Source organism: Mycobacterium numidiamassiliense (assembly GCF_900157365.1).
GTDB classification, from domain to species: Bacteria; Actinomycetota; Actinomycetes; order Mycobacteriales; family Mycobacteriaceae; genus Mycobacterium; species Mycobacterium numidiamassiliense.
In genome coordinates this window covers 3,811,007-3,826,630 of the sequence record NZ_FUEZ01000004.1, presented here as the reverse complement: position 1 = coordinate 3,826,630, position 15,624 = coordinate 3,811,007, and the positions used below count along the sequence as shown (strand labels likewise).

Annotated in this window: 14 protein-coding genes and 1 riboswitch; of the genes, 8 read left to right on the top strand and 6 right to left on the bottom strand. The window is 67.2% G+C overall.

What is annotated here, in order from left to right:
• Positions 1–252 precede the first annotated feature (252 nt).
• The 5 genes from MNAB215_RS26355 to ileS all read left to right on the top strand — a co-directional run bounded on the left by MNAB215_RS26355 (position 253) and on the right by ileS (position 8,172).
• Positions 253–1,992, top strand: a complete 1,740-nt coding sequence (locus MNAB215_RS26355) for an AMP-binding protein (RefSeq protein WP_077081389.1) — start codon at positions 253–255, stop codon at positions 1,990–1,992.
• A gap of 69 nt (positions 1,993–2,061) precedes the next feature.
• Positions 2,062–2,628: a carboxymuconolactone decarboxylase family protein gene (locus MNAB215_RS26350; RefSeq protein ID WP_077081388.1), complete on the top strand. Its 567-nt coding sequence runs from the start codon at positions 2,062–2,064 to the stop codon at positions 2,626–2,628.
• 95 nt (positions 2,629–2,723) lie between these two features.
• Entirely contained in the window at positions 2,724–3,845 is a 1,122-nt protein-coding gene (locus MNAB215_RS26345) for an NAD(P)H-dependent flavin oxidoreductase (protein WP_077081387.1), read from the top strand.
• Positions 3,846–3,973: 128 nt separating this feature from the next.
• A riboswitch (M-box (ykoK) riboswitch) is annotated at positions 3,974–4,143 on the top strand.
• 286 nt (positions 4,144–4,429) lie between these two features.
• Positions 4,430–4,669, top strand: a complete 240-nt coding sequence (locus tag MNAB215_RS26335) for an Rv1535 family protein (protein ID WP_077081385.1) — start codon at positions 4,430–4,432, stop codon at positions 4,667–4,669.
• A gap of 380 nt (positions 4,670–5,049) precedes the next feature.
• Positions 5,050–8,172 (top strand): isoleucine--tRNA ligase, encoded by a 3,123-nt coding sequence (gene ileS, locus MNAB215_RS26330; RefSeq protein ID WP_108637813.1) that lies wholly within the window; start codon positions 5,050–5,052, stop codon positions 8,170–8,172.
• A gap of 124 nt (positions 8,173–8,296) precedes the next feature.
• Here the strand turns inward: ileS and MNAB215_RS26325 are convergent, their stop codons facing one another.
• The 3 genes from MNAB215_RS26325 to MNAB215_RS26315 are packed head-to-tail and all read right to left on the bottom strand — an operon-like array spanning position 8,297 to position 10,228.
• Complete coding sequence (locus MNAB215_RS26325) at positions 8,297–9,112, bottom strand: class I SAM-dependent methyltransferase (protein WP_077081383.1); 816 nt, start codon at positions 9,110–9,112, stop codon at positions 8,297–8,299.
• 25 nt (positions 9,113–9,137) lie between these two features.
• Positions 9,138–9,659, bottom strand: coding sequence for a hypothetical protein (locus MNAB215_RS26320; protein WP_174604640.1), 522 nt, complete (start codon positions 9,657–9,659; stop codon positions 9,138–9,140).
• The gene (locus tag MNAB215_RS26315; protein ID WP_077081382.1) at positions 9,659–10,228 is read right to left on the bottom strand and encodes a class I SAM-dependent methyltransferase; all 570 of its coding nucleotides are present in this window, start codon (positions 10,226–10,228) and stop codon (positions 9,659–9,661) included. Before MNAB215_RS26315 ends, MNAB215_RS26320 begins: the two co-directional genes overlap by 1 nt.
• Positions 10,229–10,269: 41 nt before the next feature.
• On the opposite strand from MNAB215_RS26315, the gene MNAB215_RS26310 reads away from it, so the two are divergent.
• Positions 10,270–11,679: a DNA polymerase IV gene (locus tag MNAB215_RS26310; RefSeq protein WP_077081381.1), complete on the top strand. Its 1,410-nt coding sequence runs from the start codon at positions 10,270–10,272 to the stop codon at positions 11,677–11,679.
• Here MNAB215_RS26310 and MNAB215_RS26305 read toward each other — a convergent pair.
• Positions 11,644–12,570, bottom strand: coding sequence for an asparaginase (locus tag MNAB215_RS26305; RefSeq protein WP_077082359.1), 927 nt, complete (start codon positions 12,568–12,570; stop codon positions 11,644–11,646). The genes MNAB215_RS26310 and MNAB215_RS26305 overlap by 36 nt on opposite strands.
• Positions 12,571–12,649: 79 nt before the next feature.
• On the opposite strand from MNAB215_RS26305, the gene lspA reads away from it, so the two are divergent.
• Together lspA and MNAB215_RS26295 are read left to right on the top strand one after the other, a co-directional pair.
• On the top strand, positions 12,650–13,237 hold the full coding sequence (gene lspA, locus MNAB215_RS26300; protein WP_108637812.1) for a signal peptidase II: 588 nt from the start codon (positions 12,650–12,652) through the stop codon (positions 13,235–13,237).
• On the top strand, positions 13,237–14,163 hold the full coding sequence (locus tag MNAB215_RS26295) for an RluA family pseudouridine synthase (protein WP_077081380.1): 927 nt from the start codon (positions 13,237–13,239) through the stop codon (positions 14,161–14,163). The genes lspA and MNAB215_RS26295 overlap by 1 nt, the downstream gene beginning before the upstream one ends.
• Positions 14,164–14,168: 5 nt before the next feature.
• On the opposite strand, the gene MNAB215_RS26290 is transcribed toward MNAB215_RS26295, so the two are convergent.
• The gene (locus MNAB215_RS26290; RefSeq protein WP_077081379.1) at positions 14,169–14,927 is read right to left on the bottom strand and encodes a methyltransferase domain-containing protein; all 759 of its coding nucleotides are present in this window, start codon (positions 14,925–14,927) and stop codon (positions 14,169–14,171) included.
• 20 nt (positions 14,928–14,947) lie between these two features.
• Positions 14,948–15,580, bottom strand: coding sequence for a lysozyme inhibitor LprI family protein (locus tag MNAB215_RS26285; RefSeq protein WP_077081378.1), 633 nt, complete (start codon positions 15,578–15,580; stop codon positions 14,948–14,950).
• Between the last annotated feature and the right edge of the window lie 44 nt (positions 15,581–15,624).

Genomic DNA, 15,624 nt, shown 5'->3' with positions numbered 1-15,624 from the left:
TGTCGTGGCACCTTCACGGCCTCCCCGCGATGCCCCCGTACGGTCAAGCGTTGTCCTCTATCGAGTTCGTACTGTAGGCGATCGGTGCTGTTTGGGGGCCGCTTCCATCGGAACAGTCACTCGTCCCGCTTATGCACCGTCGAGTTAGGACAACCTTGGACGAAATGCCTTTATTTCGTCGGCGGCGCAACCATACGCTGCCACTTAACTGGCGCTTTTTGACGGTGGGCTGCGGTCGCCCACGGTAACCTGATGCCCGTGATTGAGACTTCCGTGACAGGTGTGCTGCGTGAACGCGCCAGCTTGCAGCCCAACGACAAGGCGTTCACCTACATCGACTACGACCAGGACTGGGACGGAGTCGAGCTAACCCTGACATGGGGGCAGCTGTACCGGCGGACGGTGAACATGGCGCGGACGCTGAAAGAGTGCGGGTCCGATGGCGACCGCGCGGTGATATTGGCCCCGCAGGGACTCGAGTACATCGTGGCGTTTCTCGGCGCGATGGAAGCGGGGCAGATCGCGGTCCCGCTGGCTGTTCCGCTCGGCGGCGTCAGCGATGAGCGCGTCAGTTCGGTATTGCGCGACTCGTCGCCGAGTGTCGTTCTCACGACGTCGCCCGTCGCGGGCATCGTGTCCGAATATCTGAAGGCGGAGTCCGGGGGACCGGTCCCAACCCTCGTCGAAGTTGACCAACTCGACCTCGACGGGCCGATGGGTTCCGTCCGTAGCGAGAATCGTTCGGGCACCGCGTATCTGCAATACACGTCGGGGTCCACCCGATCGCCTGCCGGAGTCATGATCACCCACAGAAATCTGGTGGCGAACTTCGAGCAGATCATGGCCGATTACTTTGTGGAGTTCGGCGGCGTGTCCCCGCCCGACATGACTATTACGTCGTGGCTGCCCTTTTATCACGACATGGGTTTGGTGCTGGGAGTGTGCGCGCCGGTGCTCGGTGGCTTTCGCACAGTGCTCACCAGTCCGGTGTCGTTCCTGGCGCGGCCAGCGCGGTGGGTCCAAATGCTGGCCCAAAATACTCATCCATTCTCGGCCGCACCGAACTTCGCTTTCGAATTGGCGGCGCGAAAGACCTCGAACGACGACCTGGCCGGGATGGACCTCGGCGAAGTCCTGGTCATCCTCAGCGGTAGCGAGCGCGTGCACCCGGCGACGTTGAAGCGGTTCAACGACCGGTTCGCTCGCTTCAACTTCCCGGACAAGGCGATCCGGCCGTCGTATGGGCTCGCCGAGGCAACGGTGTATGCGCAGACCCGCACTCCGGCCGCGCCACCGGAGATCGTGGAGTTCGAATCCGAGAAGCTTTCCGCCGGCGTCGCCCAGCGCTGCGAAACGGGAACGGGCACACCGCTGGTCAGCTATGGCGTGACGAGCTCGCCGATCATCCGCATCGTCGACCCGGAAACCCGCGTCGAGTGCCCGGAGGGAACCGCCGGAGAAATCTGGATACACGGCGAGAACGTCGCGCTGGGCTACTGGCATAAGCCGGAAGAGACTGAGCACACGTTCGCCGGCAAGCTCGCCGCGCCGTCGGACGGCCTGCCCGAAGAGGGGTGGCTGCGAACCGGAGACCGGGGATTCTTCTCCGACGGTGAGATGTTCATCATCGGGCGCATCAAGGACCTGCTGATCGTCTATGGGCGCAACCACTCGCCCGATGACATCGAGGCGACGATTCAGGAGATCACCCGGGGCCGGTGCGCGGCGATCGCCGTTTCGGACCAAGGCACCGAGCAGCTCGTCGCCATCATCGAGGTCAGGGATCGCGGCCAATCGGACGAAGCAGCCGACCAGCTCGCCGACGTCAAGCGTGACGTCACCTCTGCGATATCCAACTCGCACGGCCTGGGCGTCGCGGATCTGGTGCTGGTGCCGCCGGGTTCAATCCCGATCACCACAAGCGGCAAGGTCCGGCGGGCGGCGTGCGTCGAGCAGTACCGGCACGGCCAGTTCGCTCGCCTCGACGCCTAAGCGCCACCCGGGGTCGTTGTCGTTGCAGCGGCCAAGGCGTCATCGCATCGCTGACTACCATGGGCGGTGATGACAACAGCCCGCGTGCCCGGACTGCCGCTCGGTGAGGCCCAAGCCGCCGCCGACGAGGCTGCCGTCCCCAACTATATGGCCGAACTCAGCATCTTTCAGGTGTTGCTCAACCATCCGCAGCTGGCGCGGGCCGTCAATGACCTGCTCGCGACGATGCTGTGGCACGGCACCCTGGATGCTCGGCTGCGCGAGCTGGTGATCATGCGGATCGGTTGGCTGACCGCATGCGATTACGAATGGTCGCAGCATTGGCGCGTCGCCTCCCGGCTCGGTGTGACGGCCGACGACCTGATCGGGGTGCGCGACTGGCAGCGTTACGACGGATTCGGGCCCACCGAGCGGGCGGTGCTGGCCGCCACCGACGACGTGGTGCGCGACGGCGCGATCAGCACAGAGAGTTGGGCGGCGTGCAAACGCGAATTGCAGAGCGATAGAACGGTTCTCATCGAACTCGTTACCGCGATCAGCGCGTGGCGAATGATCGCGTCCATTCTGCAAAGCCTCAAGGTTCCGTTGGAAGAAGACGTGGCCAGCTGGCCACCGGACGGCCAGTCGCCGCAATAGATTCGGTGCTGCGAAATACGGTCTGCAGCAACAATCGCGGCGCCCACCAAGGCTGGCTCATTGACATGTCAACCGGGGATTCCTAGCGTCGTGGCATGCGAACCAGAGTCGCCGAGATGCTCGGCGTTGAGTTCCCGATCTGTGCCTTCAGCCACTGCCGCGATGTCGTCGCCGCGGTCACCAACGCCGGCGGGTTGGGGGTTCTCGGGGCCGTCGCGCACAGTCCTGAGCGGCTGCAGAACGAGCTGACCTGGATCGAGCAGCAAACCGGGGGCAAGCCCTTCGGCGTCGACCTGTTGCTGCCGTCCAAGTACGTCGGCGCCGAGAGCGGGGGAACGGATGCGGGGCAGGCCCGCGACCTGCTGCCCGAGGAGCACCGAGCGTTCGTCGACGACCTCCTCGCTCGTTACGGCGTAACGGCCCCAGCCGCACCACCGCGTCGGTCGGGCGGCGGGCTCAACATTTCGCCCAAGGGATACGAGCCGCTGCTCGAAGTTGCTTTCGCGCATGACATTCGGCTGATCGCCAGTGCGCTGGGGGCGCCCCCGGAAGATCTCGTCCAGCGTGCGCACGACCGGAATGTCTTGGTGGCGGCGCTGGCCGGCACCACGCAGCACGCGCGCCGGCACGCCGCGGCGGGCGTCGATCTGATCGTCGCGCAGGGCACCGAGGCGGGCGGCCACACCGGCGAGGTGGCAACCATGGTCTTGGTCCCCGAGGTCGTCGACGCCGTCGCGCCGGTGCCCGTGTTGGCGGCCGGTGGAATCGCCCGCGGCCGCCAAATCGCCGCGGCCATGGCGCTGGGCGCTGAGGGCGTGTGGTGCGGGTCAGTCTGGCTGACCACCGAGGAGGCCGAGACGGTGCCCGTGGTCAAGGAGAAATTCCTGGCCGCCACGTCCTCGGATACCGTGCGGTCTCGGTCGATGACCGGCAAGCCGGCGCGAATGCTCCGCACGGCCTGGACCGACGAGTGGGAGCGGCCGGAAAACCCCGATCCGCTCGGGATGCCGCTGCAGACCGCACTGGTCACCGAGCCGCAAATCCGCATCAACCAAGCGGCCACACATCCGGATGCCCAGGCCCGACAGCTCGCCACCTATTTCGTCGGGCAGGTGGTCGGCTCGCTCGACCGGGTTCGGCCGACGCGATCGGTTGTCCTCGACATGGTCGAGGAGTTCATCGACACGATCGGGCGGCTGCAGCGGCTGGTCGATTAGTGCGCTGCTGATGGTTTGCCTAGTTCAGCGACCCTAGATCGGGCTCGCGTGGGTAATGAATACGTAAAAGTTGCGCAACACGACACAGCTCACATTGACCTGGCCGCGCCCGTCGTGCATCCTTGGTCCGAGCACCTCGTTAGGCGAGGCGTCCACACGAATACAGGCCACTGACCCCGAACGTCGAAAGACGCCCCGGGTCAGGACAGCTCCTCCCGGCTTAAGGGTTGAGCCCAGGTGGCTTCCGAGCAATCGGACACGTCGTGTGGTGCCAAAACTCTGACGAGAGGGGTGCAGATCTCCGACGTTTGTCGGGTTCAGTACTCCTTGAGGTGCGCACGGAAAGTGCGGGTCACCGCACGCGTTGCGACGTAGAGGAGGTGAGGGACATGAGTTCCAGCGACAGTCCGGGTCGAAAACCGAACTATCTTCCGTCCCCATCCGACCTCCGGCGCGACGCTTTTTGCTGAGTCGCCACAACGCTAGACGGCCTGCTGGCCAAGCGTTTTCGGATCGGAACCGTTACGGGACGGGACGCGTCAGTCCAATCAGAACTCGTTTCGAATTCCGTCAAGGAGGCGATCATGACCGCAGCCCTGCAGCACGACGTAGTAACCCTGGCGCCCGTCCGCAACCTGCGGCTGGTGCCCGACACAACCCCGGTTCAGGCTCCCGCTCCCAAGAAGGTGACCCGTGTGGTCGAGGCCGGCCACTTCGGTGCCGGCGACCCGCTGGTGGACTGCGCAGCTCGGCTGCTGAGCATTCCGGTCCGGCACGTGTACGCCGCACTGTGGCGTGTCGGGATCATCGAAGTCCAGGCGTAGCCAGAGCCGACCATGGATGTACCCAGCCGATGGCTCCAAGGGGTTATCCGAACGCAGGCGAGTTCTGCGGTCAGGTAACCCCTTGGAGCCGCTAGTGATTGATTTGCGGCGCTTACGTAGACTCTTCGTACAATCGCAGCAATGGCATCGATCCGGCTATCACCGGGGAGCCTTCGGAAGAACGGCCCGGGTGGCCCAGTAGAACCGAACGGGTAGGCCCGTCACAGCCATATCGAGCGGTCGCGCGTCAGCGCGGCAAGCGGGGTGGTACCGCGGCGCTCGCGCAGATTGCGCGTCGTCGTCCCCTTAAGGGCCAGTGCCCACTGGCCCTTAGGCATACAGTGCCAAACGGCATGAAGGCACAGGAGACGACGCACATCGTGACCGATAACGCTGACGTCAAGGCGTATCCGAAGCCAGGGGCGCCGGACTTTCCCGCGCTCGAGGTCGAGGTCCTCGATTACTGGGCCCGCGACGACACGTTCCGCGCGAGCATTGCGCGGCGCGCCGATGCCACCGAATACGTCTTCTACGACGGGCCACCGTTCGCCAACGGGCTGCCGCACTACGGGCATCTGCTCACCGGCTACGTGAAAGACATTGTGCCGCGGTACCGGACCATGCGCGGCTACAAGGTGGAGCGGCGCTTCGGCTGGGACACGCACGGGCTGCCCGCCGAACTCGAAGTCGAACGGCAGCTGGGCATTACCGACAAATCCCAGATCGACGACATGGGGATCGCCGCGTTCAACGAGGCCTGCCGCGAATCGGTGCTGCGCTATACCGACGAATGGCAGGCCTATGTGACCCGCCAGGCGCGGTGGGTCGACTTCGACAACGACTACAAGACGCTCGATCTGCCCTATATGGAGTCGGTGCTCTGGGCGTTCAAACAGCTGTGGGACAAGGGATTGGCCTACGAGGGCTACCGGGTCCTGCCGTACTGCTGGCGCGACGAAACCCCGTTGTCCAACCATGAATTGCGGATGGACGACGACGTCTATCAAAGCCGCCAGGACCCGGCGGTCACGGTGGGTTTCAAGGTATCCGGTGGCGACCTGGACGGCGCCTATCTGTTGGTGTGGACGACGACGCCGTGGACACTGCCGTCGAATCTGGCGGTAGCCGTCAACCCGGACGTGACCTACGTCCAGGTCAAGGTGGGCGATCGTCGTTTCGTGCTGGCCGAGGCGGGGCTGGGTGCGTACGCCCGCGAGATCGGCGAAGAGCCCGAGGTGCTCGGGAGCTGCGCGGGCGCGGACCTGCTTGGCACGCATTACCTGCCGCCGTTCCCGTATTTCATGGACACGCCCCACGCATTTCAAGTGCTGCCAGGCGATTTCGTGACCACCGATGACGGTACGGGGATCGTGCACATGGCGCCGGCGTACGGCGAGGACGACATGGCCGTCGCCGATGCCGCTGGCATCAAGCCGGTCACCCCGGTCAATTCCAAGGGCCGATTCGACGCGACCGTCCCGGACTACAAGGGCCAGCACGTCTTTGACGCGAACGCAGAGATCATCCGCGACCTGAAAAACCAGAGCGGAGCGGCCGCCGTCAACCAGCCCGTACTGATCCGGCACGAAACCTACGAGCACCCCTACCCACACTGCTGGCGGTGCCGCAATCCGCTGATCTATCGGGCGGTTTCGTCGTGGTTCGTCACGGTCACCGAGTTCCGGGACCGCATGGTGGAGCTGAACCAGCAGATCACCTGGTATCCCGAACACGTCAAGGACGGCCAGTTCGGCAAGTGGCTGCAGGGTGCTCGCGACTGGTCGATCTCGCGAAACCGCTACTGGGGCACCCCGATTCCGGTGTGGAAGTCCGACGACGCGGCCTACCCGCGCATCGACGTCTACGGCAGTCTCGAAGAGCTGAAACGCGATTTCGGGGTGCGGCCCACCAACCTGCATCGGCCCTACATCGACGAGCTCACCCGGCCCAACCCCGACGATCCCAGCGGGCGCAGCACCATGCGGCGCATCCCGGACGTGCTCGACGTGTGGTTCGATTCGGGGTCCATGCCCTATGCCCAGGTGCACTACCCGTTCGAGAACTCCGACTGGTTCGACACCCACTATCCGGGTGACTTCATCGTGGAATACATCGGGCAAACCCGCGGCTGGTTCTACACCCTGCATGTGCTGGCCACCGCGCTGTTCGACCGGCCTGCGTTCAAAACCTGTGTGGCACACGGCATCGTGCTGGGTTCCGACGGCCAGAAGATGAGCAAGTCGCTCCGCAACTATCCCGACGTTTCCGAGGTCTTCGACCGCGACGGGTCGGACGCGATGCGGTGGTTCCTGATGGCGTCGCCGATTCTGCGCGGTGGCAACCTGATCGTCACCGAGCAGGGCATCCGCGAAGGCGTTCGGCAGGTGCTGCTGCCGCTGTGGAATGCCTACAGCTTCCTTGCCCTCTACGCTCCCAAAGTCGGTACCTGGCGCACCGATTCGGCGCACGTCCTGGACCGCTACATCCTGGCCAAGCTGGCGGTGCTGCGCGATGAGCTCACCGGATCGCTGGAGGTATGCGACATCTCCGGTGCCTGTGAGCAGCTGCGCCAATTCACCGAGGCGCTGACGAATTGGTATGTGCGACGGTCACGTTCGCGTTTCTGGGAAGAAGACAGTGACGCCATCGATACCCTGCACACCGTGCTGGAGGTGTCCGCGCGGCTGGCCGCGCCGCTGCTTCCGCTGATCACCGAGATCATCTGGCGCGGCCTGACCGGCGAGCGCTCGGTGCACCTGACGGACTGGCCGCACGCCGAGGAGCTACCCCCGGACGCCGACTTGGTCGCGGCGATGGATCAGGTCCGCGAAGTGTGCTCGGCCGCGTCGTCGCTGCGCAAGGCCAAGAAACTTCGGGTGCGACTGCCGCTGTCGAAACTGACTGTGGCAGTGGAAGATCCGCAGCGACTGCAGCCATTCACCGACCTGATCGCCGACGAGCTCAACGTCAAGAGCGTGGAGCTGACCGACGCGATCGACACCTACGGACGCTTTGAGCTGACCGTCAACGCCCGGGTGGCCGGGCCGCGGCTGGGCAAGGATGTACAGGCCGCGATCAAGGCGGTCAAGGCCGGCCAGGGCGTGGTCAACGCGGATGGCACCCTGACCGCCGGTCCCGCAGTGCTGCTGCCCGAGGAATACAGCTCGCGGCTGGTGGCCGCCGACCCGGAGTTCACCGCGGCGCTGCCAGCGGGTGCTGGCCTGGTGGTGCTGGACGGCACCGTGACCCCGGAGCTCGAGGCCGAGGGGTGGGCCAAGGACCGGATCCGCGAGTTGCAGGAGTTGCGCAAGTCGACCGGGCTGGATGTCTCCGATCGCATCCGCGTGGTCATATCGGTGCCCGCCGAACGGGCCGACTGGGCGCACACCCACCGAGACCTCATCGCCGGTGAAATCCTGGCCACCAGCTTCGACTTCGGCGATCCCGGCTCAGATGCGCCCGAGATCGGCGACGGGGTGCGGGTCAGCATTGCCAAGGCCTAACGTGGATGCCGTTGGGCCGAAGGAACTGCGCGACTGACCAATTGGCGAGTTTTCATTCCGATATCACTGGCGATATCGCAATCGGGAATCGCCTCATGGTTGGCGCACGATGCGCAAAAGCAGGTTACGGTCTGGCCGAGAGCGAGGCCGCGGTTGCCAGGGTGACGTAGTGCATGGTGAATTCGCCTCCGAGGGAGTCGATGGCGGTCCCCACGGCATCCTGCACCGTCGCGACATCCCCCGGCCCGAGCAGGGTGAGCTGGCCGGTGGTGGCCAGATGGTCCAGCCATTCGTCGCGCGTGTACCGCCGCTGCCATTCGAACCGCCACTGCTCGGGTTCGGCGAAGCCGCCGGCGGTCCGGATGCCTTCCACCGCCCTGCTGAGGTTTGCCTGTTGCAGTCCGAAGCCAGGCGTCTGCAGCGGCGCGTCGGGCGCCACGCGCGCAAGGACGTCGTCGAAAGGCCGGGCCACCTCGCTGGGCGGATCGAAGACATGCCAGTACAGCGCCAACAGCCCGTGTGGCCGCAGCACCTGTGCCGCCTTGCCGGCGCCCAGCACGGGGTCCACCCAATGCCAGGCCTGCCCGGCGACGACCGCGTCGAAGGACCGGCCGCGCGGGTCCCAGGTCTCGAAATTGCCGATCTCGACGTCGATCCCGGTGCGACGGGCGACCTCGGCCATCCGGGCGTCGGGGTCGACGCCGAGCACCGTGACCCCGGCCGCCGTGTACTGCCGCGCCCCGATCCCGGTGCCGCAGCCGACGTCCAGGAATTCGAGGCCGGGGCTTGCGGCGATGACGCGCTGTATGAGGGCGTCGGGGTACCGGGGCCTGGCCCGGTCGTAGCGATCGGCGTCCACTCCGAAGGACTCCGCGACCTGCCGCAGCAGGTGCGGCTCCCGGCCGGAAGAGGGCGAGGGCTCAGTCGACACAGGGGGCATGTTTCCGTTCTACCAAGCGAGGCGATCAGCGGCCCGATCGCAGCGCGCGGTGGGCATGGGGCCAGAACGGCATGCCCGCCACGACGGTCGCGCCCACGGCGATGCAGCCGACCGCGACGTCGACGCTCTCACGGCCGTCGGCCGCCCAGTAGACGTCCTTGAGGTCCAACAGCAGTGCCAGCTCGTCGACGATCATGGCGTTCGCCGCGCCATAAGCGACGGCCGCGGCGGGGTGTCGCCGTTGCCGTTCGGTGCCGCGCAGCCCGACACCGGCCACCGTCGCCAGCATCCCGATGCCAAGGTTGTAGTGGTGAAAGTGCTTGCCGTCCAGTGATATTCCTCCACCTGACGGTCCGTGGCCGGCGCGGATCCAGTGGGTGAGCGCGCGCAGCCCGGCAAACGTCAGGGTGAAGGATGCCCAGGCCAAGACGGTGGCCTGCTCGCCGGGTTGCAGCCGCTGATTCCACTGATGGCGCAGCCGCGCCCATCGCGTCGGGTGGTGCGAAACCTCAGGGACGGTCGGCGCGTCGCCGGGCTCGGCGTCCATCAGGCGGCCTTGACCGCGCGCCAGCGCAGCCTGCCGTCGCGGACCTCGACCTCGATGTCGCGAAAACCGGCCGCGCGCAGACGATCCGGCAATGTGGTCGGCGAAACCGTGTTGCAGGTGTCGCGGAAGTGCAGGATCCGGAAGCGCAGCGACGTCACGCTGTCGCTGCCGGCGAAGACACCCCCGGGGCGCAGCACCCGGAAGGCCTCGGCGAACAACTTGTCCTGCAGATCGACGGTCGGGACGTGATGCAGCATGGTGAACGACACCACGGAGCTGAACTCGTCGTCGGGCAATCCGGTGTTGGTGGCGTCGCCTTTGATGATTCGCGCCCGGTCGCCGTACAGCCGCTGCAGCCGCTGCGCCATCGGGGTGTCGATCTCGACCGACGTGACCCTCGGAGTCTTGTCGACCAGCACCTTCAGGATCGCCCCGTACCCGGGCCCGATTTCCAGGGTGTTGTCACCGAGCTCTACGTCGGCCAGCGCCCACGGCAGCAGGTCGTCTTCGACCTGCTTCGCCCATTTGTCCGAGCTGCAAATCCGTCGGTGCGCGAGGTTCATGGCCATGTGGAAAACGTTAGTCCAGTAGCGCAATAGCATTTATCTCCGTGGAGTCGCGCTGGGTGCTGCACCTGGACATGGACGCGTTCTTCGCCTCCGTCGAGCAGCTCACGCGGCCGACCCTGCGGGGCCGGCCGGTGCTGGTGGGCGGCCTGGGCGGCCGGGGTGTGGTGGCCGGAGCAAGTTACGAAGCACGGGTTTTCGGCGCCCGATCGGCGATGCCGATGCATCAGGCCCGCCGGCAGATCGGCGTGACCGCGGTGGTGTTGCCGCCGCGCGGCGTGGTTTACGGGGTGGCCAGCCGACGGGTCTTCGAGGCGGTGCGCAGCCTGGTTCCCGTCGTCGAGCAGCTGTCGTTCGACGAGGGGGTCGGCGAACCACCGCAGCTCGGCGGGGCATCGGCCGAGGACGTCGAGGCGTTCTGCGAGGGGCTGCGCCGACGGGTGCGCGACGAGACCGGCTTGATCGCCTCGGTCGGCGCGGGCTCGGGCAAGCAGATCGCCAAGATCGCGTCCGGGCTGGCCAAACCCGACGGCATCCGGGTGGTGCGGCGCGCCGACGAGACGGCGTTGCTCGGCGCGCTGCCGGTACGACGGCTGTGGGGGATTGGCCCGGTTGCCGAGGAGAAGCTCAATCGGCTGGGCATCGAGACGATCGGTCAACTGGCCGCGCTGACCGACGCGGAGGCGGCCAACATCCTGGGCGCGACCGTCGGGTCGGCGCTGCATCGGCTGGCCCGTGGCATCGACGACCGTCCGGTGGCCGAGCGCGCCGAGGCCAAGCAGATCAGCGCCGAATCCACCTTCGCCGTCGACCTGACCACCCTGGACCAACTGCGCGAGGCGATCGATCCGATCGCCGAGCATGCACATCAGCGCCTGCTGCGCGACGGGCGCGGTGCCCGCACCGTCACGGTGAAGTTGAAGAAATCCGACATGAGCACGCTGACCCGCTCAGCGACGCTGCCCTACGCGACGACCGAACTGGGCTCGCTGATCGCCATGGCCAGGCGACTGCTGCTCGACCCGCACGAGATCGGGCCGATTCGCCTCCTCGGCGTTGGGTTTTCGGGGCTAAGCGATGTGCGTCAGGAGTCGCTGTTCCCGGATCTCGAGCTGCCCGAGCCGGACTCGGATGCGCACCACATCGAGACCGCGGCCGAGGCCATGTTTGCTCCCGCTCCCGAGGCCGCACAGTGGCGGATCGGCGACGACGTCGAGCACCGCGAGTTCGGGCACGGTTGGGTGCAGGGCGCCGGCCACGGCGTCGTCACCGTGCGATTCGAGACCCGCGCTTCCGGTCCGGGTCAGGCCCGCACCTTTCCCGCCGACACCGTCGACGTCACCCACGCCAACCCGATCGACTCCCTGGATTGGCCGGACTATGTGGGCACGCTGCGGACCGAGGAGTCGGCCGCGACGTCAGCCCCAGCGGGCGATGACGTCGGCGACGGGTAGCTGCGCGGCCAGCGCGGCCATCATCAGCACCCGGGCCTGCGGCGGACGCAGCCGCGGCACCGTCACGGCTCCCGCCCCGACGAGGTCGTGGCCGGGACCGTAGCCCGCGCTGACCCGGCCACCGGGGACGCGGGTGGACACCCCGACAACGACCCCGTTGCTGCAGTGCCGCCGCACCCCCTCGACGACGGCCGCCCCGGCATTGCCCGAACCCAGCGCCTCGAGCACCACGCCTCGCGCGCCCGCGGCCACACAGGCGTCCAGGGCCACCGAGTCGCTGCCCAGGTAGGCCGCGACGATGTCGACCCTCGGCGCGTCGGCGGCGGTCAGATCGCCGAGGTAGGGGCGGATCTTGGCCCCGGTCAGCGCGACGCCGCCTGCGCTGGTGCCCAGCAACTCGCCGGTGAAGCCGCTCAAATCCTGGGTGGCGACCTTGTGCAGGCCCAACGGTTGCCACACCCGGCCGGCGAAGGACAGCAACACGCCGAGGCCGCGGGCCGCCGGGCTGGCCGCCACCGCCAGCGCATCGCGCAGATTGGCCGGGCCGTCCGCGTTGGGGGCGTCGGCGCTGCGCATGGCGCCGGTCAGCACGACCGGCACGTCTCCCGCGTAGGTGAGGTCGAGCCAGAGCAGGCTCTCCTCCATGGTGTCGGTGCCGTGGGCGACCACCACGCCGGCGGCGCCTTCGGCGATCGCGGCCTGCACCGCGGCGCGGATGCGGTCCCAATCGGGCGGCGTCAGCTCCGAACTGTCCACCGCCATCAGGTCGACGACGTCGACGTCGAGTCCCGCGGTCAACGCGGCTCCGGTGTGGGTGGGGCGGGCCACCCCGTCGGCGCCGGTGCTGGTGGAAATCGTGCCTCCGGTGGCGATGACAGTCAGGCGGCTCATGGTCAGATCATTCCGCACCCGCGGCGGCAAGCCAGGTCGCACCCAAGCCACGCGATGCCGGTAGGGGATGATGGGTGGCGTGGCTGAGGAACCAACGGGAGCGGCTGAGCCGGCGAGCTCCGGCGGCGACGCTGAGATCGGCGAGCTCGAAGCCCCTGCGCCGCAGGGACCGCCGAGGCGGCTGCGGTTGCTGCTGGCGGTCGCGGCGGTGGTGCTGACGCTGGACGTCGTCACCAAGGTGCTCGCCGTCAAACTGCTGCCGCCCGGGCAACCGGTATCGATCATCGGCGACACGGTGACCTGGACTCTGGTGCGCAATTCGGGCGCGGCCTTCTCGATGGCGACGGGATACACCTGGATGTTGACCCTGATCGCGACCGGCGTGGTGGGCGGCATCTTCTGGATGGGCCGGCGGCTGGTATCGCCGTGGTGGGCGCTGGGTCTCGGCTTGATCCTGGGCGGCGCCATGGGCAACCTGGTCGATCGCTTTTTCCGCGCGCCCGGGCCGCTTCGCGGCCACGTGGTGGATTTCTTGTCGGTCGGCTGGTGGCCGGTGTTCAACGTCGCCGATCCGGCGGTGGTCGGCGGGGCGATCCTGCTGGTGGCGCTGTCGATCTTCGGGTTCGACTTCGACACTGTGGGTCGGCGTAACGCCGACCAGCGCTGATGTCGAGCCGTTCGATGCCCGTCCCCGAAGGATTGGCGGGCATGCGTGTCGATGCGGGACTGGCGCGGCTGCTGGGGCTGTCGCGCAGCGCCGCTGCCGCGATCGCCGAAGACGGCGGCGTCGAGCTGGACGGCGTCGGGGTCGGCAAGTCTGATCGCCTGACGGGCGGAGCCTGGCTCGAGGTGCGCCTGCCCGAGGCACCCGCGCCGCCGGAAAACACGCCCGTCGACATCGAGGGCATGACGATTCTGTATTCCGACGACGACATCGTCGCCGTCGACAAGCCGGCGGCGGTGGCGGCGCATGCCTCGGTGGGCTGGACCGGACCCACGGTGCTGGGCGGCCTGGCCGCCGCCGGTTACCGGATCACCACCTCGGGTGTACCCGAGCGGCAGGGCATCGTGCACCGCCTCGACGTCGGTACCTCCGGGGTGATGGTCGTGGCGCTGTCGGAGCGCGCCTACACCGTGCTCAAGCGGGCATTCAAGCAGCGCACCGTCGACAAGCGCTATCACGCGCTGGTGCAAGGGCATCCGGATCCGTCCAGCGGGACGATCGACGCTCCGATCGGACGGCATCGCGGCGGCGAGTGGAAATTCGCGGTCACGCAGAACGGCCGGCACAGCCTCACTCACTACGACACGATGGAGGCCTTCGTCGCCGCCAGCCTGCTCGACGTGCATCTGGAAACCGGTCGCACCCACCAGATCCGGGTGCACTTCTCCGCGCTGCACCACCCGTGCTGCGGTGACCTCGTCTACGGGGCCGATCCGGTATTGGCGAAAAAGCTTGGGCTGCAACGACAATGGTTGCACGCACGGTCGCTGGCATTCGCCCATCCGGCTGACGGCAGGCGAATCGAGATCGTCAGTCCGTATCCGGCGGACCTGCAGCACGCCCTGGATGTGCTGCGCGACGAGGCCTGAGCCGGTCAGGCGGGCTTGCGGGCTTCGACGAGGACCCGCGTGGAGTGCGCGACGAAGGGACCGTGCGCTTCGATGCGCTGGTGCAGTTCGGCCAGGCGTTCGCGGTAGCGCGGCACGCTGAAGTCCGGCACCGTCCAGACCACCTTGCGCAGGAAGTAGACGACGGCTCCGATATCGAAGAATTCGGCCCGCAGCCGCTCCATGCGCAGATCGACAATCTCCAGGCCGGCGGCCTCGGCCTGCGCGCGCACGGTGTCCGGGTGAAACTCGGCCCATTTGTCGGGCTGCGGCCCGATGAAGTGCTCGACCAGCTCGCCCATCGTGGCGGGGCCGATGTGCTGCGCGAGGTAGCTGCCGCCCGGTCTCAGTACCCGAAGGATCTCGGTCCACCAGACTGAGATCGGATGACGCGTGGTGACCAGGTCGAACGCTTCATCGGCGAATGGCAACGGCGGCTCATCCCGAGTCGCGACGACCACCACGCCGAGAGGATGCAGGGTTTTGGTGGCCAGGGCCGCGTTCGGCGGCCACGTCTCGACGGCCGCCATGACGGGGGGGAACGGTCCCGCGCCGGACAACACCTCCCCGCCTCCGGTGTGGATGTCCAGGGCGGCCGACACCGTCGCCAAACGACTGCTCAGCAGGCGCTGATAGCCCCAGGACGGGCGTTCCTCGGTGGCGCGGCCGTCCAGCCAGGAGAAGTCCCAGCCGTCGACCGGGGCGGCGTCGGCCTCCGCGGTCAGATCGTCAAATGTGCGCGGCATGCCTGCATGCTAGGCACGGTTCACTGGGTATGGCACACAAATTTGGTGCCGTTGAAATCGAGCTTGACCTCGCCCTGATGCTCCCAGTATTCGGCGCCTTGCCGCCCGTACCTGGCGCCGCTGCCGGACGGCAGGATGAACAGGATCTCCTGCGTGCCTTTCCAGTTGAGCACCGCCGTCGGTGGGGCGAACTGGTTGTAGAACTGGGCGGTCAGCGGTCCGGAGTCGGCGGGGCAGTGGTAGGTGACGACCGGCGGGGCCGGGGTCGCCGGGTCGGCGATGGCCAACTGCACGAGTCGGGTCTGGTAGGCCTCCAGCACGCAGGTGTGGACGTCGGCGTTGTTGGCACAGTTATCGCGGCCCGTTGCCCAGCCGGTCTGCGCGGCCGCCAGTGCGGATTGGTCCGCGCCGGGTCGGGCCAGTGCCTGCCGATAGGCGAGCTGCAGCTGGCGCTCGAGGTCGAATAGATGCGAGTCGGTGCAGATCAGCTGTTGCGCAGAGTTCGCCGGTTGGGTGCAGTCGACCGCCGCCGGAACCGGCGCGGCCTGAGCGCTGGGCTGGCTGGTGGACGGCGAACTGGATGCCGGATGGTTTGTGGGGGAGCCACACGCACTCAGCATCAGTGCCGCGACGACGAGCGGGATCAACCTCATACGTGCTGATTACCGGCCGCGGCGCGAACGCCACGCGCGACACG

Excerpts from the sequence above, each read along its gene's own strand:
- MNAB215_RS26350 (WP_077081388.1), top strand. The coding sequence starts at position 2,062 with ATGACAACAGCCCGCGTGCCCGGACTGCCGCTCGGTGAGGCCCAAGCC.
- MNAB215_RS26295 (WP_077081380.1), top strand. The coding sequence starts at position 13,237 with ATGTCGAGCCGTTCGATGCCCGTCCCCGAAGGATTGGCGGGCATGCGT.
- MNAB215_RS26290 (WP_077081379.1), bottom strand. The coding sequence starts at position 14,927 with ATGCCGCGCACATTTGACGATCTGACCGCGGAGGCCGACGCCGCCCCG.
- MNAB215_RS26325 (WP_077081383.1), bottom strand. The coding sequence starts at position 9,112 with ATGCCCCCTGTGTCGACTGAGCCCTCGCCCTCTTCCGGCCGGGAGCCG.
- MNAB215_RS26285 (WP_077081378.1), bottom strand. The coding sequence starts at position 15,580 with ATGAGGTTGATCCCGCTCGTCGTCGCGGCACTGATGCTGAGTGCGTGT.
- MNAB215_RS26320 (WP_174604640.1), bottom strand. The coding sequence starts at position 9,659 with ATGGACGCCGAGCCCGGCGACGCGCCGACCGTCCCTGAGGTTTCGCAC.
- MNAB215_RS26305 (WP_077082359.1), bottom strand. The coding sequence starts at position 12,570 with ATGAGCCGCCTGACTGTCATCGCCACCGGAGGCACGATTTCCACCAGC.
- MNAB215_RS26315 (WP_077081382.1), bottom strand. The coding sequence starts at position 10,228 with ATGGCCATGAACCTCGCGCACCGACGGATTTGCAGCTCGGACAAATGG.
- MNAB215_RS26355 (WP_077081389.1), top strand. The coding sequence starts at position 253 with ATGCCCGTGATTGAGACTTCCGTGACAGGTGTGCTGCGTGAACGCGCC.
- MNAB215_RS26345 (WP_077081387.1), top strand. The coding sequence starts at position 2,724 with ATGCGAACCAGAGTCGCCGAGATGCTCGGCGTTGAGTTCCCGATCTGT.
- MNAB215_RS26335 (WP_077081385.1), top strand. The coding sequence starts at position 4,430 with ATGACCGCAGCCCTGCAGCACGACGTAGTAACCCTGGCGCCCGTCCGC.